21 protein-coding genes and 1 tRNA gene are annotated in these 21170 nt (G+C 72.8%); 9 read left to right on the forward strand and 13 right to left on the reverse strand.

Features of this window, described 5'->3' with window-relative positions; genetic code table 11:
• Positions 1–19 precede the first annotated feature (19 nt).
• The 4 genes from FQY79_RS12645 to thiS form a co-directional block, all read right to left on the reverse strand.
• Complete coding sequence (locus tag FQY79_RS12645; RefSeq protein WP_146313270.1) at positions 20–1855, reverse strand: SLC13 family permease; 1836 nt, start codon at positions 1853–1855, stop codon at positions 20–22.
• A gap of 94 nt (positions 1856–1949) precedes the next feature.
• Positions 1950–2699, reverse strand: a complete 750-nt coding sequence (gene trmB / locus FQY79_RS12650) for a tRNA (guanosine(46)-N7)-methyltransferase TrmB (protein ID WP_146313271.1) — start codon at positions 2697–2699, stop codon at positions 1950–1952.
• 52 nt (positions 2700–2751) lie between these two features.
• Positions 2752–3549: a thiazole synthase gene (locus FQY79_RS12655; protein ID WP_146313272.1), complete on the reverse strand. Its 798-nt coding sequence runs from the start codon at positions 3547–3549 to the stop codon at positions 2752–2754.
• Positions 3550–3612: 63 nt separating this feature from the next.
• Entirely contained in the window at positions 3613–3813 is a 201-nt protein-coding gene (gene thiS / locus FQY79_RS12660) for a sulfur carrier protein ThiS (protein ID WP_146313273.1), read from the reverse strand.
• Positions 3814–3953: 140 nt separating this feature from the next.
• Between thiS and FQY79_RS12665 the strand changes: the two genes are divergently transcribed.
• The 6 genes from FQY79_RS12665 (at position 3954) to FQY79_RS12690 (ending at position 10218) form a co-directional block, all read left to right on the forward strand.
• A complete protein-coding gene (locus tag FQY79_RS12665) occupies positions 3954–5804 on the forward strand; it encodes an autotransporter domain-containing protein (RefSeq protein WP_146313274.1) in 1851 nt (616 codons plus the stop codon).
• A gap of 75 nt (positions 5805–5879) precedes the next feature.
• Positions 5880–5953: transfer RNA gene (locus tag FQY79_RS12670), tRNA-Gly, on the forward strand.
• Positions 5954–6026: 73 nt separating this feature from the next.
• Entirely contained in the window at positions 6027–6974 is a 948-nt protein-coding gene (gene rimK / locus FQY79_RS12675; protein WP_146313275.1) for a 30S ribosomal protein S6--L-glutamate ligase, read from the forward strand.
• Between the two features lie 264 nt (positions 6975–7238).
• Positions 7239–7922 (forward strand): response regulator transcription factor, encoded by a 684-nt coding sequence (locus FQY79_RS12680; RefSeq protein WP_146313276.1) that lies wholly within the window; start codon positions 7239–7241, stop codon positions 7920–7922.
• Positions 7909–9267: a sensor histidine kinase gene (locus tag FQY79_RS12685; protein ID WP_146313277.1), complete on the forward strand. Its 1359-nt coding sequence runs from the start codon at positions 7909–7911 to the stop codon at positions 9265–9267. The genes FQY79_RS12680 and FQY79_RS12685 overlap by 14 nt, the downstream gene beginning before the upstream one ends.
• Positions 9268–9456: 189 nt before the next feature.
• The gene (locus tag FQY79_RS12690) at positions 9457–10218 is read left to right on the forward strand and encodes a protein-L-isoaspartate(D-aspartate) O-methyltransferase (RefSeq protein ID WP_146313278.1); all 762 of its coding nucleotides are present in this window, start codon (positions 9457–9459) and stop codon (positions 10216–10218) included.
• 107 nt (positions 10219–10325) lie between these two features.
• Here FQY79_RS12690 and FQY79_RS12695 read toward each other — a convergent pair whose 3' ends face one another.
• The 3 genes from FQY79_RS12695 to metF all read right to left on the reverse strand — a co-directional run bounded on the left by FQY79_RS12695 (position 10326) and on the right by metF (position 12935).
• A complete protein-coding gene (locus FQY79_RS12695; RefSeq protein ID WP_146313279.1) occupies positions 10326–11237 on the reverse strand; it encodes a branched-chain amino acid transaminase in 912 nt (303 codons plus the stop codon).
• Positions 11238–11331: 94 nt separating this feature from the next.
• Positions 11332–12042, reverse strand: coding sequence for a DUF4124 domain-containing protein (locus FQY79_RS12700; protein WP_146313280.1), 711 nt, complete (start codon positions 12040–12042; stop codon positions 11332–11334).
• 68 nt (positions 12043–12110) lie between these two features.
• Positions 12111–12935 (reverse strand): methylenetetrahydrofolate reductase [NAD(P)H], encoded by an 825-nt coding sequence (metF, locus tag FQY79_RS12705; protein WP_146313281.1) that lies wholly within the window; start codon positions 12933–12935, stop codon positions 12111–12113.
• Between the two features lie 220 nt (positions 12936–13155).
• On the opposite strand from metF, the gene FQY79_RS12710 reads away from it, so the two are divergent.
• Positions 13156–13710 (forward strand): DUF3228 family protein, encoded by a 555-nt coding sequence (locus tag FQY79_RS12710; protein ID WP_146313282.1) that lies wholly within the window; start codon positions 13156–13158, stop codon positions 13708–13710.
• Positions 13711–13722: 12 nt separating this feature from the next.
• Here the strand turns inward: FQY79_RS12710 and FQY79_RS12715 are convergent, their stop codons facing one another.
• On the reverse strand, positions 13723–14331 hold the full coding sequence (locus tag FQY79_RS12715) for a DNA-3-methyladenine glycosylase I (RefSeq protein WP_146313283.1): 609 nt from the start codon (positions 14329–14331) through the stop codon (positions 13723–13725).
• A gap of 205 nt (positions 14332–14536) precedes the next feature.
• Here FQY79_RS12715 and FQY79_RS12720 point away from each other — a divergent pair, with 205 nt between their 5' ends.
• Both FQY79_RS12720 and FQY79_RS12725 read left to right on the forward strand, forming a co-directional pair.
• The gene (locus tag FQY79_RS12720) at positions 14537–15697 is read left to right on the forward strand and encodes a zinc-dependent alcohol dehydrogenase (RefSeq protein ID WP_146313284.1); all 1161 of its coding nucleotides are present in this window, start codon (positions 14537–14539) and stop codon (positions 15695–15697) included.
• A gap of 23 nt (positions 15698–15720) precedes the next feature.
• Complete coding sequence (locus FQY79_RS12725) at positions 15721–16143, forward strand: hypothetical protein (protein ID WP_222434286.1); 423 nt, start codon at positions 15721–15723, stop codon at positions 16141–16143.
• A gap of 50 nt (positions 16144–16193) precedes the next feature.
• Here FQY79_RS12725 and FQY79_RS12730 read toward each other — a convergent pair whose 3' ends face one another.
• The 5 genes from FQY79_RS12730 to FQY79_RS12750 all read right to left on the reverse strand — a co-directional run bounded on the left by FQY79_RS12730 (position 16194) and on the right by FQY79_RS12750 (position 21115).
• Complete coding sequence (locus FQY79_RS12730; RefSeq protein WP_146313285.1) at positions 16194–16754, reverse strand: manganese efflux pump MntP; 561 nt, start codon at positions 16752–16754, stop codon at positions 16194–16196.
• A gap of 306 nt (positions 16755–17060) precedes the next feature.
• Positions 17061–17705, reverse strand: coding sequence for a DUF2894 domain-containing protein (locus tag FQY79_RS12735; RefSeq protein ID WP_146313286.1), 645 nt, complete (start codon positions 17703–17705; stop codon positions 17061–17063).
• Positions 17695–18345, reverse strand: coding sequence for an OmpA family protein (locus tag FQY79_RS12740; RefSeq protein WP_146313287.1), 651 nt, complete (start codon positions 18343–18345; stop codon positions 17695–17697). Before FQY79_RS12740 ends, FQY79_RS12735 begins: the two co-directional genes overlap by 11 nt.
• Positions 18342–20435, reverse strand: coding sequence for a DUF802 domain-containing protein (locus FQY79_RS12745; protein WP_146313288.1), 2094 nt, complete (start codon positions 20433–20435; stop codon positions 18342–18344). The genes FQY79_RS12740 and FQY79_RS12745 overlap by 4 nt, the downstream gene beginning before the upstream one ends.
• Complete coding sequence (locus FQY79_RS12750; RefSeq protein ID WP_146313289.1) at positions 20432–21115, reverse strand: DUF3348 family protein; 684 nt, start codon at positions 21113–21115, stop codon at positions 20432–20434. Before FQY79_RS12750 ends, FQY79_RS12745 begins: the two co-directional genes overlap by 4 nt.
• Between the last annotated feature and the right edge of the window lie 55 nt (positions 21116–21170).

Consider the following 21170-nt stretch of genomic DNA (forward strand, 5'->3'; position numbering starts at 1 on the left):
TCCTTCCGCGGCTGCCGCCTCAGAACATCAGGTTCACCGCCAGCACCACGATGAACGAGTACAGCAGCGACAGCGGGACGCCGATGCGCAGCAGTTCGGGGGCGCGGTAGCCGCCGGGGCCGGTGATCATCGACATCACCGGATTGGACTGGGTGACGAAGTTGTTCGAGGCCGACAGGGCCACGATCAGGGCGAAGGCGGTCGGGTTGCCGTTGGCGGCCAGGGCGAAGTTGATCGCCAAGGGTACCACCACGATCGTCGCGCCGACGTGGCTGATCACCATCGAGAACGCGGCGGTGAGCAGGGAGACGGCGAACTGGATCAGCCAGATCGGCATGCCCTCGGGCAGGCGTTCGATGGTGTGGCCGGCCAGCCAGGCGGCGGCGCCGCTGGCGTCCATGGCCCAGCCCAGCGGGATCAGGCAGGCCATCAGGAACACCGTCTTCCACGAAATCGCCGAATAGGCCTCGTCCATCTTCAGCACGCCGAACACCAGCATGCCGGCGACGCCGGTCATCAGTGCGATCGAGGTGGGCACGCGCCCGGACACGGCGATCAGCATGGTGACCGCGAAGATCACCATCGCGATCCGGAACTTGTGCGGCCGCTGCTCGCCCTTGGGGAAGTCGGTGACGATCACGAAGTCGCGCTTGCCGGCGGCCTGGGCCAGGTCCTGCCAGATGCTGTGCAGCACCAGCATGTCGCCCGCGCGCAGCGGGGTGTTGCGCACGTTGTCGCGGATCACGGTCTTGTCGCGGTTGATCGCCAGCAGGCTGATGCCGTACTGGCGGCGCAGCTGCAGGTCGGCGGCGGTCTTGCCGATGAAGCGCGAGTTGGGCGGGACCACCGCCTCGGAGATGCCGGCGCGGCTGGGGTTGAACAGGTCGGCGAACTGGCGCAGGCGCGAGCTCATGCGCAGGAAGTGGTTCTGGGCGAAGTCCATCACCTGCTGGCGCGGACCCATCGCGCCGATCACGCTGCCCACCCAGATCCGGGCATCGCCCGGCGGCGCCAGGCGCGCTTCGTTGCCGGTGCGCAGCGCCAGCAGCAGCGGCGCGTTGTGCAGCGCCTCGGCCTCGCCGAAGGTCATGCCCACCAGCGGGCTGTCGGCGGTCACCGTGAGCTCGTGCACGTCGCCGTCGATGCCGTAGGTGCGCGAGAAGTAGCTTTCGGTGCGCGCGGGGGTGACGTTGGCGTCGCCTTCGCCGCGCAGCTTGCGGTCGCCCACGAAGCGGAAGTACAGCAGGCTGGCGACCAGCAGCGACAGGCCGATCGGCAGCGGCGCGAACATGTTCAGCGGTTCCAGCGTGGCCGCGCCGGAAGGGAGGTTGGCGTTGGCGGCCACCAGCAGGTCGTTGAGCAGGATCAGCGGCGAGGTGCCGACCATGGTCAGCGCGCCGCCGGTCACGATCGCCACGGCGACCGGCAGCAGCATCCGCGACAGCGGGATGCCGGTGCGCGAGGACAGCCGCGACATCACCGGCAGGTACAGCGCCATCACCGACGGGTTCTGCATCACCGAGGAGTTGAGGCCGGCGATGCCCGAGACCAGCAGCAGCAGCCGCTGTTCGATGCCGCGCGCGCGCCGCAACAGCCAGGCGGCCAGGCGGTTGAGCGCGCCGGTGCGGTCCAGGCCCATGCCCAGGATCATGGTCGCGATCACGCTGATCACGGCATTCGAGGAGAATCCGTTGAACAGGTCCTCCGGCTGCACCAGGCCGGTGAGGCCCAGCATCACCAGCACCACCAGCGCCACCAGGTCGGCGCGCACGCGCTGGAACAGGAACAGGAGCATCGTCAGGCCCACCAGCCCGAGGACGATCTTCATGTCCGTGGTGAGGACGAGCTGGTCCATCAGCGGCGGGGCGGGTCGGTCGCGGCGCGGAAGGGGCCGGGCGCGCCGGGTGCGGCGGGCGGGTGGGCGCGGGCGATCCGTCGCGGACGCGGTGTCACGTGCCCTCCGGCGCCGTTCCGTCGTGGCGGGCGTCCTGCCGGTCGTACAGCAGGTCCCAGACGCCGTGGCCCAGGCGTTGGCCGCGGGTCTCGAAATGGGTTTGCGGGCGCCAGTGCGGACGCGGCACGTGGCCGCGCGCGCCGGCGCGGTTGCGCAGTCCCGGGGTGGCGTCGAGCACGTCCCACATCTGCTCGGCATAGTCCCGCCAATCGGTGGCGAGGTGCAAGCGCCCGCCGGCGACGAGCTTGCGCACCAGCAGGGCGGCGAAGGCCGGCTGCACCAGGCGCCGCTTGTGGTGGCGCTTCTTGTGCCAGGGGTCGGGGAAGTAGATCCGGACCTCGTCGAGGCTGGCGTCGGCGATTTCGCGCTCCAGCACCTCGACCGCGTCGTGGTGGTAGACCCGCACGTTGGTCGCACCGTCGGCGGCCAGGGCGTTGAGCAGGCGGCCCACGCCCGGCGCGTGCACCTCGATGCCGATGTGGTCGCGGCCGGGGTCGTGGGCGGCGGCCAGGCGCAGTGCCTCGCCGTTGCCGAAGCCGATTTCCAGCACCCGCGGCGCCCGGCGGCCGAAGACCGCGTCGAAGTCGCGCACGGCGCCTTCGAAATCCAGCCCGTAGCGCGGCCACAGCGCTTCGAACGCGCGCTGCTGGGCCTCGGTGAAGCGGCCCTGGCGCAGCACGAAGCTGCGCACCGCGCGCCGGCCCGGCTCGGTGGTGTAGGGCTTCTTCTGCAGCAGGTCGGCCATCGCGCGGCTCAGGCGCGGACGGCCGCCGCGGCGGGCGGGCGGTGCAGTGGGCTCATCCCACCAGCCCGTCGAGCGGCGAGGAGGCCGAGGCGTAACGCTTGCGCGGGATGCGCCCGGCGAGGAAGGCGTGGCGCCCGGCCTCGACCGCGAGCTTCATCGCCCGGGCCATGCGCACCGGGTCCTTCGCGCCGGCGATGGCGGTGTTCATCAGCACGCCGTCGCAGCCCAGTTCCATCGCGATCGCCGCGTCCGAGGCGGTGCCCACGCCGGCGTCGACCAGCACCGGTACCTTCGCGTTCTCCACGATCTCCAGCAGGTTGTAGCGGTTCTGGATGCCCAGGCCCGAGCCGATCGGCGCGGCCAGCGGCATCACCGCCACGCAGCCGATCTCCTCCAGGCGCTTGGCCAGGATCGGGTCGTCGCTGGTGTAGACCATCACCTCGAAGCCGTCGGCCACCAGCATCTCGGCGGCCTTGAGCGTCTGCACCACGTCGGGGTACAGCGTCTTCTGGTCGCCCAGCACCTCGAGCTTGGTCAGGTTGTGGCCGTCGAGCAGCTCGCGCGCCAGGCGGCAAGTGCGCACCGCGTCCTCGGCGGTGTAGCAGCCGGCGGTGTTGGGCAGGATCGTGTAGCGGTCCGGCGGCAGCACGTCGAGCAGGTTGGGCTCGCCCGGGTCCTGGCCGATGTTGGTGCGGCGGATCGCCACGGTCACGATCTCCGCGCCGGCGGCCTCGGTGGCGCGGCGGGTCTCGTCGAGATCCTTGAACTTGCCGGTGCCGGTGAGCAGGCGCGAGCGGTAGGTGCGGCCGGCGATGACGAGGCCGTCTTCGGGGTGGGGGTGCGTGGTCATCACGCGATTATCGCGCAAAGCCACCGGCGTGCGCGGTTGCCGCCGCGCCGTGTTGCGCCTCGCTCAGCCGCCGCCCAGCGCGTGCACGATCTCGATCCGGTCGCCGGGCTGCAGGCGGTGTTCCGCGTGCCGGCCGCGCGGCACGATCTCGCCGTTGACCTCCACCGCCACCCGACGTGCGCCCAATCCCTGCTGCTCGAGCAGGGCCACCACCGTGATGCCGTCGCCGACCGCGACGGTCTCGCCATTGAGGATGATGTCCATGGCGCCATTGTCGCCCGTCGCGCCGGGCCCTGCATCCGGTCGGCGCGCGCGGCGCTTGAGCGGCGTTGCCGGCTCGTGGACACTTGGGGTTCCGTGCGGCCGCGTATGCGGCCGCCGTCGATTTCCTTCGGAGAGCCAGGATGCCCCAAGCACAGACACGATCCCGCCCCGCGACCCGGCTGCTCGCCGCCGCCCTCGCGCTGGCCGCGGCGGCGCCTGTCGCCGCCGGCGACGCCTTCCCGCGCACGGTGTTCTTCGGCGACAGCCTGACCGACGCGGGCTATTTCCGGCCGCTGTTGGTGCAGCAGGACCCGGCGGCCGCGATCCTCGGCCGCTTCACCACCAACCCGGGCCTGGTCTGGGCGGAATGGCTGGCGCAGTACTACGGTGCCGACGCCACGCCCAACGGCAACGGCCAGTCGGGCGACAACTACGCCGCGGGCGGCGCGATGGTCGCCACCGACCGGATGGGCCCGCCGTTCGGGCTGACCCCGTCGCTGGCCACCCAGGCGGCCGCGCACCTGTCGGCCAACGGCGGCCGCGCCGATCCGGACGCGCTCTACACCGTGTGGGGCGGCGCCAACGACCTGTTCTCGGTGGAGGCCAACCCCGGCCAGGCGCCGCAGATCATAGGCGCCGCGGTGACCGCCCAGGTCGGCCTGGTCGGCACCCTGCAGGCGGCCGGCGCCCGCTACGTGCTGGTGCCCAACATCCCCGACCTGGGCATGACCCCGGCCTTCCTGGCCCGCGGCCCGGTCGCGGCGGCCCAGGGCACGGCGCTGTCGGCCGCGTACAACGAGGCGCTCTACGGCGGGCTCCAGGCCCAGGGCCTGCAGGTGATCCCGCTCGATACCTTCACCTTCCTGCGCGAAGTGGTCGCCGATCCGGCCGCCTACGGCTACGGCAACGTCACCGGCACCGCCTGCCAGCCGCAGATCACCGCGCAGTCGATCACCTGCCATCCGGGCACCTACGTGTCCCCGGGTGCGGACCAGTCCTACCTGTTCGCCGACGGCGTGCATCCGTCCTCGGCCGCGCACCGCGGGCTGGCCGACCTGGCCATCGCCCAGATCGAAGGCCCGCGCCAGCTCGCGGTGCTGCCGCGGTCGGCGGCGATGACCGGGCGCGGCCGCGCCGAGCGGGTCGGCGCCCAGCTGCCGGCGCTGGCCGGCCAGGAGGGCCGGCGCTGGTGGGCCGACCTGCGCGGCGACTTCCAGCGCTACGGCCACGGCGACCGCTACGACGGCGTCGGGCCGGCGCTGACCGCGGGCCTGGGCTGGGGCAGCGACGGCCTGGTGTACGGCGGTTTCGTGGGCTACGGCCGCCAGGAGAACGACTGGGGCCGGCGCCGCGGCAGCTGGGACCAGTCCGAGGCCACGCTCGGCGGCTTCGTCGGCTGGCAGGGCGGGAACGGCGCCTGGATTGGTGGACAGCTCAGCTACACCCGGCTGGACATCGACACCCGGCGCACCGTGCCGCTGGGCCCGGCGCTGCGCGCGCACCGCGGCGACACCGACGGCAGCAACCTCACCGCGGCCGTCCACGCCGGCTGGAACCTGGGCGAGGGTGCCCTGCGCCACGGCCCGGTGCTGGGACTGGTGGCGCAGCAGGTCGAGATCGACGGCTTCGCCGAGGATGCGCCCGACTCCTCGACCTCGCTCGCCTTCCCCGACCAGGAGTTCGACTCGCTGGTGGGTAGCGTGGGCTGGCAGGCGAGCTACGAGATCGGCCCGCACCTGGCGCCCTACGCGCGCCTGACCTTCGACCGCGAGTTCGAGGACGGCCCGTCCGAGGCGTTCGCCCGCTCGCAGTCCACCGGGCTCGACTACGCGGTGCCGGGCCCCGGCTACGACGACAGCTGGACCACGCTGACCATCGGCGCGCGCACCCGGCTGTTCGGGTTCGACGCCAACCTCGGCGTGAGCCTGAACCAGGGCGAGAAGGGGGGTCGCCAGACCACCGCCTTCGCGACCATCGGGGCCGGATTCTGAGGCTCCGCGGCGCGGCGCCGGGCCCCGGCGCCGCGTTGCACGGCCGCGCCGCATGGGCTTAGACTGGGGCCACGCGCGGGCGTAGTTCAATGGTAGAACTGCAGCTTCCCAAGCTGCTAGCGTGGGTTCGATTCCCATCGCCCGCTCCACATCCAGGCGGCGGCACCATCGTTACGATGGTGCCGCCGTTTTCACTTCCGGCCTCTCCCCGGCGCCGTCCGCATGAAGCTCGCGATCCTCTCCCGCAACGGCAAGCTGTACTCCACCCGGCGGCTGGTGGAGGCGGCGCGCGCCGCCGGCCACAGCGCGCGGGTGCTCGACCCGCTGCGCTGCTACATGCGCATCGCCAGCGACGGCTTCTCGATGCGCTACAAGGGCCGGGCGATCGACGGCTACGGCGCGGTGATCCCGCGCATCGGCGCCTCGATCACCCGTTACGGCTGCGCGGTGCTGCGCCAGTTCGAGCTGATGGGCAGCCACACGCCCAATCCGGCCGCGGCGGTGGCGCTGGCGCGCGACAAGCTCGCCTGCCACCAGCTGCTGGCCGCACGCGGGATCGGCCTGCCGGCCACCGTGTTCGGCGACAACCCCGACGACACCGCCGACCTGCTGTCGCTGCTCGGGCCGCCGCCGCACGTGGTCAAGCTCAACGAGGGCACCCAGGGCGCCGGGGTGATGCTGACCGAGAAGCTCTCCGCTTCGCGCGGGGTGGTCGAGGCCCTGCGCGGGCTGTACGCCAACTTCCTGGTGCAGGAGTTCGTGGCCGAGGCCGAGGGCGCGGACCTGCGCTGCTTCGTGGTCGGCGACCGGGTGGTGGCGGCGATGCGACGCACGGCCCCGGCCGGCGACTTCCGCTCCAACCTGCACCGCGGCGGCAGCGCGAACGCGGCCCAGGCCACCCCCGGGCAGTGCGCGGTGGCGGTGGCGGCGGCGGCGGCGGTGGGCCTGGGGGTGGCGGGCGTGGACCTGATCGATTCCCGTCGCGGGCCGCTGGTGCTGGAGGTCAACGCCTCCCCGGGGCTGGAAGGGATCGAGGATGCGACTGGGATCGATATTGCAGCGAAAATCGTCGAATTTGCGGTGAAAAGCTCGCAAAAGTCCGGTTCCGCGCCGCGCCTGAAGGGCCGTCGCAAGGTCGTGGACTTAACGTCTGGAGGCGGCATGGTTTAACAAAGACTTAATCGTTCCGGGTCTACCTTGTCGCCACCGGATTCCGCGCTCTCTCCTGTTTCCTTGTCCATGGGGCGGCACAACGGATGACGGTAATCGGGGCAGTCCTATTGGGCCCAGGCGATGGCCTCGTCTGGGCTCTTTTGTAGGCGCGTGTCGACGCGGCGGCGACCAGGGCGTGTGACAGAATCCCTGCATGCCCGCGACGGCGGAACCGCCACCTGCCCCCGCGGTCCAAGCAGGCCGCCCACACGGAAACCGCTCATGCGCATCCTCGTCATCGAAGACAACCAGGACATCGCCGCCAACCTTGGCGACTACCTCGAGGACCGGGGGCATACGGTCGATTTCGCGGCCGACGGCGTCACCGGCCTGCACCTGGCGGTGGTCCACGACTTCGATGCGATCGTGCTCGACCTCAACCTGCCGGGCATGGACGGACTGGAGGTCTGCCGCAAGCTGCGCAACGACGCCCGCAAGCAGACCCCGGTGCTGATGCTCACCGCCCGCGACAGCCTGGACAACAAGCTGGCCGGGTTCGACTCCGGCGCCGACGACTACCTGGTCAAGCCCTTCGCCCTGCAGGAGGTGGAGGTGCGCCTGAACGCGCTCTCGCGTCGCGGCAAGGGCGTGCAGACCCGGGTGCTGGAGGTCGGCGACCTCGAGTACAACCTCGACACCCTCGAGGTGCGACGCCAGGGCAAGCTGGTCCAGCTCAACCCGACCGCGCTCAAGATCCTGCAGGCGCTGATGGAGGCCTCGCCGGCGGTGGTCACCCGCCAGGACCTGGAAACCCGGGTCTGGGGCGAGGAACTGCCGGATTCGGACTCGCTGCGCGTGCACATCCACGGCCTGCGCGCGGTGATCGACAAGCCCTTCGACGTGCCCCTGATCCAGACCCGCCACGGAATCGGCTACCGGATCGCCGCGCCCGATGGTGCCGGCTGAGGACACCGCGGCCGCCCAGCCCGGCCGCGGCGCCCGGCGCGAGCACCGCTACCGCAGGCGCCTGCGCACGCGGATCATCCTGTCGTTCCTGCTGCTCGGCCTGGGCCTGACCACCCTGTTCGCGCTGGCCACCCTGTACGTGCGCAGCAAGCTGGAGAACCAGCTGATCGAGCAGACGCTCGAGCGCGAGGTGAGCAACCTGGTCGAACAGGTGGAGCGCAACCCCGACGAGCCGCCGTTCTTCCTGATCTTCGACGCCCGGACCTGGAGCCCGCAGAACGCGTTCAAGGTGGATCCGCTGTACCGGGACCTGCCGCCGGGCATCCATGACGTGCGCCAGCAGGCGCCCGACGGCAGCATGCACGACTACAAGGTGGCCGTGCGCCAGGGCGTGAGCCCGAACGGCACCCCGTTCACCAGCCTGGTGCGCTACGACGTCACCGGCGCCGCCGAGACCGGGACCAAGCTCATGCTGGCCCTGGTGGCCTCGGTGGTGCTGTTCTCGCTGCTGTCGTTGCTGCTGGGCTGGTGGTCGGCGTCGCGGGTGATGCGGCCGGTCTCGGAACTGGCCGCGCGCCTGGGCCAGTCCGGCGACACCACGCAACCGCAGCCGCTCGCGCCGCACTTCCCCGACGACGAGGTGGGCGAGCTGGCGCGCGCGCTCGACGACTACGCTGCGCGCCTGACCGAGGTGGTCCAGCGCGACCGCGAGTTCAACGCCGACGTCAGCCACGAGTTGCGCACGCCGCTGTCGGTGATCCGCGGCGCGGTCGAACTGCTGCTGTCGCGGCCCGACATCGACGACAAGACCCGCGCGCGCCTGCTGCGCATCCAGCGCGCCGAGCAGCAGTGCACCGACCTGATCAGCGCCCTGCTGCTGCTCTCGCGCAACGAGCGCGGGCACGGCAACACCGACGTGGCGCGGGTGGCCGAACAGCTGTTCGACGCGCACCGCGGACAGCTCGGCAGCAAGCCGCTCACCCTGCGGCTGGAGGGCGGGCCGGGCCAGGTGGTGGTGGACGCGCCCGAGTCCGCGGTCACCGTGGCCCTGGGCAACCTGGTCGGCAACGCGGTCAAGTACACCCAGCAGGGCGAGGTCGTGGTGCGGCTGCGCGACAACGCGGTGGACGTCATCGACTCGGGCCCCGGACTGAGCGCGGAGGATGCCGCGCGCCTGTTCGAGCGCGGCTACCGCGGCACCCATGCCGAGCACTCGCAGGGCGGCGGCATCGGCCTGTCGATCGTGCGCCGGCTGTGCGACCTCTACGGCTGGAGCGTGCGCGTGGCGCCCGGCGAGCAGCAGGGCGTCGTCGCCACGCTGACGTTCTCGCGCGACGACGCCTGACCCCACGCCCCGCATCCGCCCCTCGTGGGAGCGGCTTCTGCCGCGATCTGGGGTCCCGGTCGCCGCGCTCCTCCCAACACCAGGGCCAGCGTCGGACCCGTCGCCGCACCCTGCACGGGTGACGCCAACGCCGTCGCCACCGCCCCCGTGGCATGATCGCCCGTTGCGGTACGGCGGAGGAGGGTGCCGATGTCCAGCAACGCACCGCGTCGCGGTTCGCGCCTGCGCCAGTGGCTGCTGGGGCTGTTCTGGGTCCCGGCCGCGGCCTGCGCCACGTCCCCGCCGTCCGACGATCCCACTGCCCAGGCCCGCGAGCGCATGGTGGAGCGCCAGATCGCGTCGCGCGGCATCGACGACGCGCGCGTGCTCGCGGCGATGCGGGCGGTGCCGCGGCACCGCTTCGTCCCGGAGGCACACGCCGCCGACGCCTACCTGGACCAGCCGCTGCCGATCGGCCACGACCAGACCATCTCCCAGCCCTACATCGTCGCCCTGATGACCCAGCTGGCGCGCCCGGCCCCCTGCGCCCGGGTGCTGGAGGTCGGCACCGGCTCGGGCTACCAGGCCGCGGTGCTGGCCGAACTGGGCGCCGAGGTCTACACCGTCGAGATCGTCGCGCCGCTGGCCGAGCGCGCGGCGCGGGTGCTGGCCGAACTGGGATACGACCGGGTCCACGTGCGCGCCGGCGACGGCTACGCCGGATGGCCGGAGCATGCGCCGTTCGACGTGATCGTGGTGACCGCGGCGCCGGAGCGGATCCCGCAGCCGCTGCTCGAGCAGCTGGCGCCGGGCGGGCGGCTGGTGATCCCGGTCGGTCCGGTCTCCGCGACGCAGCAGCTGCGGCTGGTGGAAAAGGATGCACAGGGCCGACTGCACGAGCGCAGCGTCATCCCGGTGCGCTTCGTGCCGCTGACGGGCGAGGCGGCGGACCGGGACCGGGGCGGGCGCTAGGGCCGGGCGGGGCGCGGGAGCGACCGAAGGCGGGGCGGCGGGTGCTGGCTCCCTCCCCCGCCTGCGGGGGAGGGCCGGGGTGGGGTGGGGGGGTCCCCGCCGGTGGGTCAGACCGGCTCGAGCCACCCGTACCGGTCGGGTGTCGAGCCGTTGAACAGGCCGAAGAACAGCTCCTGGATGCGGCGCGTCACCGGACCGGCCTTGCCGGCGCCGACCTGGCGGCCGTCGACCGAGCGGATCGGTGTGATCTCCGCCGCCGTACCGCACATGAACAGCTCGTCGCACAGGTACAGGTATTCGCGCGGCAGGTCGCGTTCGACCACCTCGATGCCCGCATCGCGCGCCAGGGTGAGGATCGAGTTGCGGGTGATGCCGTTGAGCAGGGCCGCGCTCACCGGCGTGGTGTGCAGCGCGCCGTCGAACACCAGGAACAGGTTCTCGCCCGCGCCTTCGCTCAGCAGTCCGGTGGACGCCAGCGCGATGCCCTCGCCGAAGCCCAGCCGCCGCGCCTCGCGCGCGACCAGGGTGCCCGAGAGGTAGTTGCCGCCGGCCTTGGCCCCGGCCGGGATGGTGTTGGGCGCGAAGCGCTGCCAGCTCGACACGCAGGCGTCGATGCCGCTCGAAAGCGCCTCGTCGCCCAGGTACTTGCCCATCTTCCAGGTCGCCACCGCCACGTCCACCGGCGTTTCCGCCGACAGGCCGAAGCCGCCCAGGCCGCGGAACGCGACCGGGCGCAGGTAGTCGGTCGTGTTGCCGTTGGCCGCGATCACCTCGCGGCAGGCGGCGTTGATCCGCTCGAGCGGGTAGGGGATGTCGATCTCGTGAATCTTCGCCGACATGAACAGGCGGCGGTTGTGGTCGGTCAGCCGGAAGATCACCGGGCCCTTCGCAGTGTCGTAGCACCGGATGCCCTCGAACACCGACGAGCCGTAGTGCAGCGCATGCGACATGACGTGGGTCGTCGCCTCGGCCCAAGGCTTGATCGCGCCGTTGTGCCAGATCCAGTCGGGGTACTGCATGGGTCGGTCTCGATGCGGAAAGCGACATTCTGCACGATCGCGCGGCGCCGCCGACGGGGGGCGGGGACAGGCAGCGCCGCGGTCGGCCGGTCCGCTACAGGCTCAGCCACCAGCAGCCGAGGTGGCGCCGCAGCGCGAATACGGTCTGCACCGGCGTGACCCGGTTCGGCGCGGTCTGTTCGACCACCAGCCCCGTGGGCCGGCCGGCGGGGCGCGCAGGCGCGCGCGCCGCCGCGGTGGCGTCCGTGGCGGCGAAGTCCCCGTCGCCGGCGGTGGCGTCCACCGGGTCGGCCGGGGGCGCTAGCGCGGCATCCGTGGGCCGGGGCAGAGTGCGCCAGACCCGCACGCCCGAGGGCAGTTCGACCCATCCGGAGGCCGGGGCCGCGTCGGCCGGGGGCGGCGCCGGCGCAGGCGGTGCCGGATGCAACGGCGTGATGGCGACCAGGGGCCGCCGGGCAATCGCGTCGAGCCGCGACATCACCGCATAGCCGGCGCTGGAGGACATGCCGGGCCAGTGGTAGAGCCCGGCGAGCCGGTTGACGTCGCCGGCGTCGATCGCCGCGGTCAGCTCGAACACCAGGTCCTGCAGCCGCCGGCTGCAGTCGCGGCGCAGCGGTGCGCCGGCCGACGCGGCCGGGCCGGTCGGCACCACGCGCTCGCTCGCGCCGAGGTCGACGCACGGGCGGTCGGTGTAGAGGTGGTGGCCGTCGTCGGTGGTGCAGCGGCGGATCTGCGCATGCGCGGCCGGGCCTGCCCCGAGCGCGGACGACAGCAGCAGCAGGGCGCAGAGGGACCGGCGGATCATCGGGGCAGCCTAGCGCCGGGGCGCACCCGCGGGAAGCAGGACCGAGGCGCCGGCGCCCGCGAGGCGCGTTACTGCAGGCGCGCGAGCACCGCCTGGGTCGGGCGGGCGAGGTTGAGGGTGTAGAAGTGCAGTCCCGGCGCGCCGCCCTCGACCAGGCGCCGGCACAGTTTCGCCACCAGGTCGGCACCGAACTCGCGGACCGCCTCCACGTCGTCGCCCAGCGCCTGCATCTTCTTCTCGACCCAGCGCGGGATCTCCGCGCCGCACTGCGCGGAGAAGCGGCGCAGCTGGGAGAAGTTGGAGATCGGCATGATGCCGGGCACGATCGGCACCTCGACCCCGAGCGCACGGACCGCGTCGACGAAGTGGAAGTAGGCGTCGGCGTTGTAGAAGTACTGGGTGATCGCCGAATCCGCGCCGGCGTGGACCTTGGTCCGGAAGTGGCGCAGGTCGGCCAGCGCGTCGTCGGCCTGCGGATGGGTCTCGGGATAGGCGGCGACCTCGATCCGGAAATGGTCGCCGTGGCGCTTGCGGATGAACGCCACCAGGTCGGAGGCGTAGCGCAGTTCGCCGGGCTGGCCCATGCCCGACGGCAGGTCGCCGCGCAGGGCGACGATGCGGCGACAGCCCAGTTCACGGTACTCGTCGAGCAGGGCGGCGATCTCGTCGCAGCTGCCGCCCACGCACGACAGGTGCGGCGCGGCGTCCAGGCCGTGCCGTTGCAGCAGGTGGCGCACGGTATCGGCGGTGTAGCTCAGGGTCGAGCCGCCGGCGCCGAAGGTGCACGAGACGAACTCCGGGCGATGCCGGGCCAGCCTCGCCACGGTGCGGTCGAGCTGCGCGCGCTGCTCGTCGGTCTTGGGCGGGAAGAACTCGAAGCTGATGGCGGTCATCGCGGGCGGCCGGGCGGGGACCGGGAAATCATATCTCTTTATCGCGATGGATGTTAAGAGACGCCGGTGGGATGTTCCCCCGGCGACCTGTAGGAGCGGCTTCAGCCGCGACCTCCGGGGCGCCAGGTCGCGCTCCGTATCCCGGCCATCGACGGGTCGCGGCTGAAGCCGCTCCTGCAGGAACGCACGGGGGCGCGCGCATTTGGCATCCTTGCGCCCCATGCGCATCGTGCTCACCCCGTTCGCCCGCGCGCGCCTGTTCCCGCGCGAGACCCGCCCCAACACCATCCAGGACTGCAGCCCCGAGGAGTTCGAGCGGCGCCTCAACGAGGAGCCGCCGCTGAAGGTGCTCGAGGGCTACGCGCCGTTCTGCCGCCTGCACGTCCACCGCAACTGGACCTCGACCCGCTGCCTGACCGTGCCGATCACCGACGACAACCGCCACCTGCTGCGCTCGGCCTACGAAGCGCGCACGAAGCAGGAGCTGCCGGTGCTGGTGCGCTGGTTCGAGGGCGTCGAGCCGCCGGTGGCGAACTACCTCATCCCCATCCTCTACAGCGCGGAGCAGATGGCGAAGGAGGGCGCGCCGATCGACGGCGACTGGGGCATCGTCGGCTGCCTGTACACCGCCGAACCGGAGGAGATCCCGATGGCGCCGATCACCATGATGCGCAACGCGCTGGGCGTGGCGGAAGGCGGCTCCGGCGTGCCGATCGACCGCGAGGCCTACCTGCGCAGCGTCGGGTTCTGGGAGCGCAACGCCAACTGGCGCTGAGCGCCCGCCGGCTCACCCGGGGCGGCGGAACGTGCGCCGCGCGCGCTGCGCACGCTCGCGCACCACGCAGCCGGGCACGTGGTCGTTGACCAGGCCCATCGCCTGCATGAAGGCGTAGACGGTGGTGGGCCCGACGAAGGTCCAGCCGCGCTTCTTCAGCGCCTTCGACAGCGCGACCGATTCGGGGGAGGTCGAGCGCGACTGCGGCGGCGGCAGGCTGCGCGGGTCGGGCTCGAAGCGCCAGACGAAGGCGGCCAGCGAGCCTTCCGCCTCGACCAGTTCCAGCGCGCGGCGGGCGTTGTTGACGACCGCCTCGATCTTCCCGCGGTGGCGGACGATGCCCGGATCCTGCAGCAGGCGCTGGACATCGCGTTCGCCGAAGCGCGCCACGCGCGCGAAGTCGAAGCCGTGGAAGGCGGCGCGGAAGTTGTCGCGCTTGGCCAGGATCGTGCGCCAGCTCAGCCCCGACTGGAACGCTTCCAGGCTCAGCTTCTCGAACAGGCGCCGGTCGTCGGCGACCGGGAAGCCCCACTCCCCGTCGTGGTAGGCGAAGAACTCCGGCGCCGCCGCGCACCAGCGGCAGCGGGGCTGGCCATCGGGTCCGGGAACCGTTGCACCCATTGTCGTCTCCCCTGGATCGGCCTCGCGCCCGGGAGGGCACGGAGCGCACGCAAGCATACGGCCTGGCGGCCCGCGCACGCCCGGGGCCGGGCGGGCGCGGCACTCACGCTCCGACCACGAATCGCACGCACTGCGTTCACGGCCCAGCCGCGAAGGTGGAGTGGTGCTGGCGGATGCCGGCCATCGTTCCACCCGGAGCTCCGCCATGCTCGCCACCACCTGCCGGCGTCCACGCAGGATGCGCATCGAACACGTCGCCGAACCCGGGATCGAGCACCCCAACGACGCCATCGTCCGGGTCACGCGCTCGTGCATCTGCGGCTCGGACATCCACATCTACAACGGCCTGGTGCCGGACACGCGGGTCGGCTCGATCATCGGCCACGAGTTCTGCGGCGTGGTGGAGGAAGTGGGGCCCTCGGTGCAGGACCTGAAGGTCGGCGACCGGGTGCTGGTGCCGTTCAACATCTTCTGCGGCAGCTGCTTCTTCTGCCAGAAGGAGCTGTACGGCAACTGCCACAACGTCAATTCGCAGGCCAGCGCGATGGGCGGCTTCTACGGCTACACCCACACCGCCGGTGGCTATGACGGCGGCCAGGCGGAGTATGTGCGCGTGCCGTTCGCGGACGTGGGCCCGACGATCATCCCCGACGACATCCACATCGAGGACGCGGTGCTGCTCACCGACGCCTTCCCGACCGGCTACCAGGCGGCGGAAATGGGCAGCATCCGCGAGGGCGACACCGTCGTGGTCTTCGGCGCCGGCCCCGTCGGACTGTTCGCGGCGAAGAGCGCGTGGTTCTTCGGCGCCGGCCGGGTGATCGTGGTCGATCGCGAGGACTACCGGCTGGAGTTCGCCCGCAGGTTCGCGCATGCCGAGACGGTGAACTTCCTCGAGGTGGACGACGTCGCCACCCACCTGAAGAAGATGACCGACTGGCTGGGCGCGGACGTGTGCATCGACGCGGTTGGTTGCGACGCCACCGGCAGCGCCTTCCACGGCATCACCGGCAAGATCCTGATGCTGCAGGCCGGCTCGCCGATCGCGTTGCACTGGGCGATCAACAGCGCGCGCAAGGGCGGGCGCATCTCGATCGTCGGCGTTTACGGGCCGACCTTCAACATGATTCCGATCGGCAACGCGGTGAACAAGGGCCTGACCCTGCGCATGAACCAGGCCAGCGTGAAGCGCCACCTGCCGCGGCTGATCGAGCACATCCGCGCCGGGCACATCTCGCCGCGCGAGGTCATCACCCACCGCATCCCGCTCGAGGACGTGGCCGACGCCTACGACATCTTCGTCAACAAGCGCGAGAACTGCATCAAGCCGGTGCTGGTGCCGCCCTTGGCACGGGACGCGGCATGAGCACCGGGAGCATGGAGACGGACATGGAAACCAGCGACCGCCCGCACGCCCACATCCCCGGATGGGGGTCCGACCTGCCGCGCGAGAACCGCCCCGCCGTGCCGATGGAGCGCACGCCGCCGCGACTGGACGTGCCATGGAGCGATCCGCCCCCGCAGCAGCCGATGACGGTGGAAGTACTCAAGTCGGTCGAGCGCCCGGACCATTCGCGCACCTTCGGCACGCGGCTGCCGCCGAAGGGGCTGAGCGGGGCGATCCGCCGCGCCGCCTTCCGCCGCAGCGAGAACGACATCGGCCACTGGCTGCTGCTGGTGGCCGCCGACCGGATCGATGTGGTCGAAGGGCTGTGCGAGGACGCCCGGCGCTCGCCGGCGAAGACCGCGATGGTGGCCGCGGGGATCGGCGCGCTGGGGCTGGTCGCCTGGGGCCTGCTGCGTCGCCGCTGAGGCGGGTGCGCGCCGACGGGCAGCGCGCGTGCGGTGCGGGAGGCCGTCGCTCAGCCGGCCAGGTGCTGGTGCAGGATGGTGGCGCCCACCGCGATCAGCACCAGGCCGCCGACGACCTCCGCCCGGCGGCCGATCATCTCGCCCAGGGCGCGCCCGGCCATGACCCCGATGCTGACCAGGCTGAAGGTGCACAGGCCGATCACCGCGGCGACCAGCAGGATGTTGACCTCCACGAAGGCCAGGCCCACGCCGGCCGCCATCGCGTCGATGCTGGTGGCCAGTCCGGCCACCGCGACCGCCCACAGCCCGGTGCCCCGAGGTGCGCCGTCCTGCCCGCCGTCGCCGTGCAGCGCTTTCCAGACCAGATGCAGCCCGAGCCCGCACAGCAGGCCGAAGGCGATCCAGTGGTCCCATTCCTCGATCCAGCGCTGCGCGACCGACCCCATCGCCCAGCCCACGATCGGCGTCACCGCCTCCACGACGCCGAAGATCGCGCCGGTGTGCAGGGCGTCGTGCCAGCGAGGACGCATTGCCGCACCCTTGCCGAGGGCGGCGGCGAACGCATCGGTCGACATCGCCAGGCCGAGGAGGAGGATGGAAACGGGGTGCATCGCATCGCCATGCGGCCGGGGCTGGGCGCAACGGGCCTGCACGCGCCCGGCCGGCTGACGTGCATGGCTCGCTGGTCTCGCCAACCCGAGGGTTGCGACCGCCATGGCCGGTGCAGGCCAAGTGTGTTGACGGGCGCGCCGCCGCGGGTCGCGGCAGCCGGCTACTCCCCAGGGAGTGGTGCGGTCGCCAGGCGACCTGCGCGACCATTGTACGGGACGGTGCGCCCTCCACACCTGGCGCCCGGCGTGGCAGGGCGCCGCCGGGCCTCCGTGCGCGGCCGTGCGGTGCCGCCGTCCGCCGCCGCCTCAGCCCGGTCGCCGCCTGCGGCGGGAACGCGATCGCGGGTCCGCAGCGGCGGCCGGCAGACGGCTCCGCGGCGTCCGGCAATGCCGCTCCAGCGCGGCCAGCGCATCGGCATGGCCGAGAAAGTGCAGGAGGTAGCCGGGTGCGGCCTCGCGCATCACCGCGATCGCGCGATGGACCAGGACGGTGGAGTGCATGGGGCCGGCATCGGCCGGGAGCGCCGCGATCGCGTCGCGCAACCGCGCCTCCAGGCGCAGCCGCGCCCAGGCCTGGCGTGCGGCGTCCAGGGCGGGCAGGGGCGCAAAGCCGTCGCGGCCTTCCGAAGGCCGTGGCGCCGTCGATTCCGTGGCATCGCCCGGATCCGCCGCTGCGGTGGCGGCCGGCGTGCCCCGCGTGCGCAGCTGCGCGAGTAGCCCGGCCAGGGCCGCCAGGCCGTTCGCGGGAACCGCGTGTGTCGGGCGGGCAGGACCGGCGTCGGGCTGTGGAACGTCTTCGAGCAGGCGGCGCAGCCGCTCCTCCAGCACCGCACGTACCGGGCCGGCATCCAGCCTCGCCATCCGCGCCGCCAGCGCATCGATGCGCTGCAACCGTGCGCCGCCGCCCAGCGTGGACAGCCGCTGCGGCAGCTGCGGCGCGTTATCGCCCATCGGCAGTGGCCTGCGGCTGGCGCGGGCGCGGCACCGGCGCGATTTCCACCCGCCGGTTGCGGGCGCGACCGGCTTCGTGGTCGTTGGAGTCGACCGGCTGCTGGTCGCCGAAGGCGGCGGCGAACACCGAATCGGCAGGGACGCCCTCCTCGACCAGGGCGCGGGTCACGGTGAGCGCGCGCTGCGCGGACAGGTCCCAGTTGTCGGCGTAGCGCCGGTTGCCCTGCAGCACCGGGCGGTCGTCGGTGAAGCCGCTGACCATCAGGATCTCCTCGCGCGCGGACAGGTAGCCCGAAAGCGGGGCGGCGAGTTCGCGCAGCAGGGCGCGTCCCTCGTCCTGCAGCGCATCGGAGTTGACCGGAAACAGCAGGCTGCCGCGGATGCCGATGCGTCCGTCCACCAGGGTCACGCGCCCGGCCGCGAGCGGCGCGGCGAGCGCCCGCTCGAGCGTCTCGCGCTGTGCGGCCAGGCGTGCCTGTTCGCGCTCGACGTGCTCGAGTTTCGCGGCGGTGTGCAGATGAGCGCCGACCACGCCCAGCAGGATCAGCACGAACACGCCCAGCATCACCGCCATCAGGTCGCCGAAGGCGGCCCAGACGGTGGCGGTGTCGCCGTCTCCGCCGTCGATCCCCGCGCTCATGCCGCGGCCGACTCGCCCGCGCCGGCCACGCGCTGCAGGCCGGCCAGGATCTGCTGCTGCGAGGACACGCTCAGTTCGATCACTTCGCGGGCCTGGGCGACGTAGTAGGCCAGCTGCTGGTCGCTGCGCGCGAGCGAGCCGTCGAGCGCGGCGGCCACCTGCTGCAGGCGCTCGAGCAAGGCCTCGTTGGCGGCGCCGAACGACTCCACCGCCGCGGCGAAGGCATCGCCCAGGCTGGCCACCTCGATCGCGCTGCCGGTGAGCTGGGCGGCGGCGGCGTCGAGGCGCCCGGCCCCGGCATCGATGCGCTCGCCCAGCGTCGCCGCGGTGCGTTCGAGCAGGTCGGCCGAGGTCGAGACCAGCGCATCCACCGCCGCGCGCTGCTCGCCGGAGGCGTGGTTCACCGCGTCGAGCAGGGTTTCCAGGGCGGCGAGCAGGCGGGTGCGTTCCTCGAGCATTGCGGTGTCGCGGACCATGCTCTCCGACAGCGACTGGCGCAGTTCGGCGACGACCTCCGCAGCCGCGCGCGGGGCTTCCGACGCGGTCTGGACCAGGCGCGAGACCTCGGCGATCGTCGCGTCGGCGTGCGCCTGCGACTGCGCGGCGATCGCGGACGCGGTGCGCTCGAGCGTGTCGCAGATCGCGCGCTGGCGTCCGGCCACGTCCTCGCCCGCCTGCGCCCAGCGACGGGCGAGGTCGGTGGACAGGGCCTCGAGGCGTTCGCTCCAGGCGGCCAGGCGCGCTTCGTCCCGTGCCGCGAGCGCGGCCTGCAGGGCGTCGCCCGAGGCGCGCAGGCCGTCGACCAGCGCCGTCGCCTGGCGTTCCAGTCCCGTCGTGGCCGCAACCAGTGCTGCTTCGTTGCGACTGGCCAGCGCCTCGGCGGTGGCCTGCTGGCGCGCGAGCGCGTCGGTCCAGGCGTCGGCGACGGCGGCGCTGGCGGCCTCCAGCCGCGTCGCCATGCCATCGACGAGTTCGGCCGCGCGTCGTTCCTGCGCCTGCGCCGAGCGCTCGAACAGCGCGCCGAGTCCGGCGGCGAGCGCCTCGTTCGCCTGCTGCTGCGCGTCCAGGGCGCTGCGCCAGCTGTCCGCGGCGTGGGTGCTGGCGGCCTCGAACCCTGACGAGAGCTGCGTGAGCTGCCGTTCCACCGCCTGGGCGACGGCCTGGCGCAGCCCATCGGTCTCGCGCGCCACGCCGGCCAGGGTGTCGGCCACCACCGGCTGCAGCGATGCGGCGACCGCGCGGCTGCCCTCGGCGACGCTGGTTGCGAGCGACTGCCCGACCGACGCCGCGAGCGCCTCGTAGCTGCGCTGCACTTCGGTGTGGAACGCGTCCTGCCGCGCCTCCAGCCGTGCGTTCGAGGCGGCGGCCTGCTGTTCGATCGCGTGGGTCATCGCCTGCAGGCGGTCGACCAGGGCCGGCATCAGTTCGGCCTGGCGCTGCAGCAGGACGAAGGCCTGTGCGTCGCGGTGGGCGCGCGTGTGGATGCGCAGCGGGCCGGCGATGGCCTCGTCCAGCCGCTGCGCCACCTGCACCCGCTCGCGCCGCGCCAGCGCCGACAGCAGGCCGAGCGCGGCGGACGCGCCGACGCCGGCGATCGAGGTGCCGAAGGCGATCGCCAGTCCATGCACGGGCGTGGCCAGCGATGCGCGGATCGCGTCGAGGTCGAGCGCGCTGCCCAGCGCCAGGCCGGTGCCGCGCAGCGTCGCCATCATCCCGAGCAGGGTGCCGAGCATGCCCAGCAGGACCAGCAGCGCGGCCAGCGGCGGCGCAAGCGCAGGCGCGGGCAGCGCGGCGCGGCCGTCCTCGATGCGCAGCCGCACCGGCTGGCGCAGCGGCTGGGGCAGGCGCGAGAGCCAGGCCTGCAGGTCGCCCGCTTCGGCGTCCACGTCGTCGAGGGCGCGCGCCAGCGCCGTGGTACCGGCGCGGTGGCGGCGCAGGTCGAACGCGCCGGCCAGGTAGCACAGCGCGACCAGCAGCACCACGGCCAGCCCCAGCAGGCTGGTGCCGAGGTAGCCCGCGCCGATCCAGCCGACGACGGACAGGCCGGCGATGAAGATGCAGGGCGCGAGGAGGCGGGGGAGTCGGGTCATGGCGGGGGTTGGTCGGTGGCGAGCGCAGCGAGCAGCGCGTGCACGGGTGAGAAGCGCAGGTCGAGTTCGGCCAGCAGCAGGTCGCGCAGGTCGAGGCGGAAGCGGTCGAGCCAGGCGCCGGGCCCTCCGGGGACGTGCTGCGCGCGCAGGCGCGCGAAGTGCTCCGCGACCAGGTCGGGCAGCTGGCCGAGCAGGGCGTGTTCGCGCGGCGCCAGCGCCTGCTCCAGGGCCGCGTCCACCTCGGCCAGCCGGACCAGGGACGGCGCCGCGGCAACCAGGTCGCGCAGGCGTCCGCGCAGGCGGCCAGTGGCCGCGAGCATGGCGCGCTGGTGCGCCTGGTGGCGGGCGCGGAACGGCGCGAACCCGGGTTCCGCGTCGACGGGCGAAGGGCCGGGCACCGCGAGCAGCGGATCAGCGAGGATCGCCTCGCGCAGCCGCGCCTGGGTGCGCGCGCACTCGTCGGCGATGCCGGGGTCCGGCGCCGGTGCTTGGCCGGCGTCGGCCGGACGGCCGTCGAGCGCGCCCGCCAGCGCTACCGCGCGTGGCCAGTCGATCCATTGCGCGAGCGTCGCCGCCAGCGGCGCCTCCGGACCGGCGTCCGCGCCGGGACCGGCCACGCGGGCCAGCTGGCGCAGGAACACCGGTCCAGCCACGGGCACCGGTCGGGAAACGCTGCTCATCCGGGAGGGGGTCCTCAAAAAAGAACCGGGCGCCGCGGGGCGCCCGGTCTCGTGC

It is taken from the genome of Luteimonas wenzhouensis (genome assembly GCF_007859305.1).
Classification (GTDB): Bacteria; Pseudomonadota; Gammaproteobacteria; order Xanthomonadales; family Xanthomonadaceae; genus Luteimonas; species Luteimonas wenzhouensis.

Bases quoted from the DNA above. Each gene is read 5' to 3' on its own strand.
- FQY79_RS12645 (WP_146313270.1), bottom strand. From the start codon at position 1,855: ATGGACCAGCTCGTCCTCACCACGGACATGAAGATCGTCCTCGGGCTG.
- trmB (WP_146313271.1), bottom strand. From the start codon at position 2,699: ATGGCCGACCTGCTGCAGAAGAAGCCCTACACCACCGAGCCGGGCCGG.
- FQY79_RS12655 (WP_146313272.1), bottom strand. From the start codon at position 3,549: ATGACCACGCACCCCCACCCCGAAGACGGCCTCGTCATCGCCGGCCGC.
- thiS (WP_146313273.1), bottom strand. From the start codon at position 3,813: ATGGACATCATCCTCAATGGCGAGACCGTCGCGGTCGGCGACGGCATC.
- FQY79_RS12665 (WP_146313274.1), top strand. From the start codon at position 3,954: ATGCCCCAAGCACAGACACGATCCCGCCCCGCGACCCGGCTGCTCGCC.
- rimK (WP_146313275.1), top strand. From the start codon at position 6,027: ATGAAGCTCGCGATCCTCTCCCGCAACGGCAAGCTGTACTCCACCCGG.
- FQY79_RS12680 (WP_146313276.1), top strand. From the start codon at position 7,239: ATGCGCATCCTCGTCATCGAAGACAACCAGGACATCGCCGCCAACCTT.
- FQY79_RS12685 (WP_146313277.1), top strand. From the start codon at position 7,909: ATGGTGCCGGCTGAGGACACCGCGGCCGCCCAGCCCGGCCGCGGCGCC.
- FQY79_RS12690 (WP_146313278.1), top strand. From the start codon at position 9,457: ATGTCCAGCAACGCACCGCGTCGCGGTTCGCGCCTGCGCCAGTGGCTG.
- FQY79_RS12695 (WP_146313279.1), bottom strand. From the start codon at position 11,237: ATGCAGTACCCCGACTGGATCTGGCACAACGGCGCGATCAAGCCTTGG.
- FQY79_RS12700 (WP_146313280.1), bottom strand. From the start codon at position 12,042: ATGATCCGCCGGTCCCTCTGCGCCCTGCTGCTGCTGTCGTCCGCGCTC.
- metF (WP_146313281.1), bottom strand. From the start codon at position 12,935: ATGACCGCCATCAGCTTCGAGTTCTTCCCGCCCAAGACCGACGAGCAG.
- FQY79_RS12710 (WP_146313282.1), top strand. From the start codon at position 13,156: ATGCGCATCGTGCTCACCCCGTTCGCCCGCGCGCGCCTGTTCCCGCGC.
- FQY79_RS12715 (WP_146313283.1), bottom strand. From the start codon at position 14,331: ATGGGTGCAACGGTTCCCGGACCCGATGGCCAGCCCCGCTGCCGCTGG.
- FQY79_RS12720 (WP_146313284.1), top strand. From the start codon at position 14,537: ATGCTCGCCACCACCTGCCGGCGTCCACGCAGGATGCGCATCGAACAC.
- FQY79_RS12725 (WP_222434286.1), top strand. From the start codon at position 15,721: ATGGAAACCAGCGACCGCCCGCACGCCCACATCCCCGGATGGGGGTCC.
- FQY79_RS12730 (WP_146313285.1), bottom strand. From the start codon at position 16,754: ATGCACCCCGTTTCCATCCTCCTCCTCGGCCTGGCGATGTCGACCGAT.
- FQY79_RS12735 (WP_146313286.1), bottom strand. From the start codon at position 17,705: ATGGGCGATAACGCGCCGCAGCTGCCGCAGCGGCTGTCCACGCTGGGC.
- FQY79_RS12740 (WP_146313287.1), bottom strand. From the start codon at position 18,345: ATGAGCGCGGGGATCGACGGCGGAGACGGCGACACCGCCACCGTCTGG.
- FQY79_RS12745 (WP_146313288.1), bottom strand. From the start codon at position 20,435: ATGACCCGACTCCCCCGCCTCCTCGCGCCCTGCATCTTCATCGCCGGC.
- FQY79_RS12750 (WP_146313289.1), bottom strand. From the start codon at position 21,115: ATGAGCAGCGTTTCCCGACCGGTGCCCGTGGCTGGACCGGTGTTCCTG.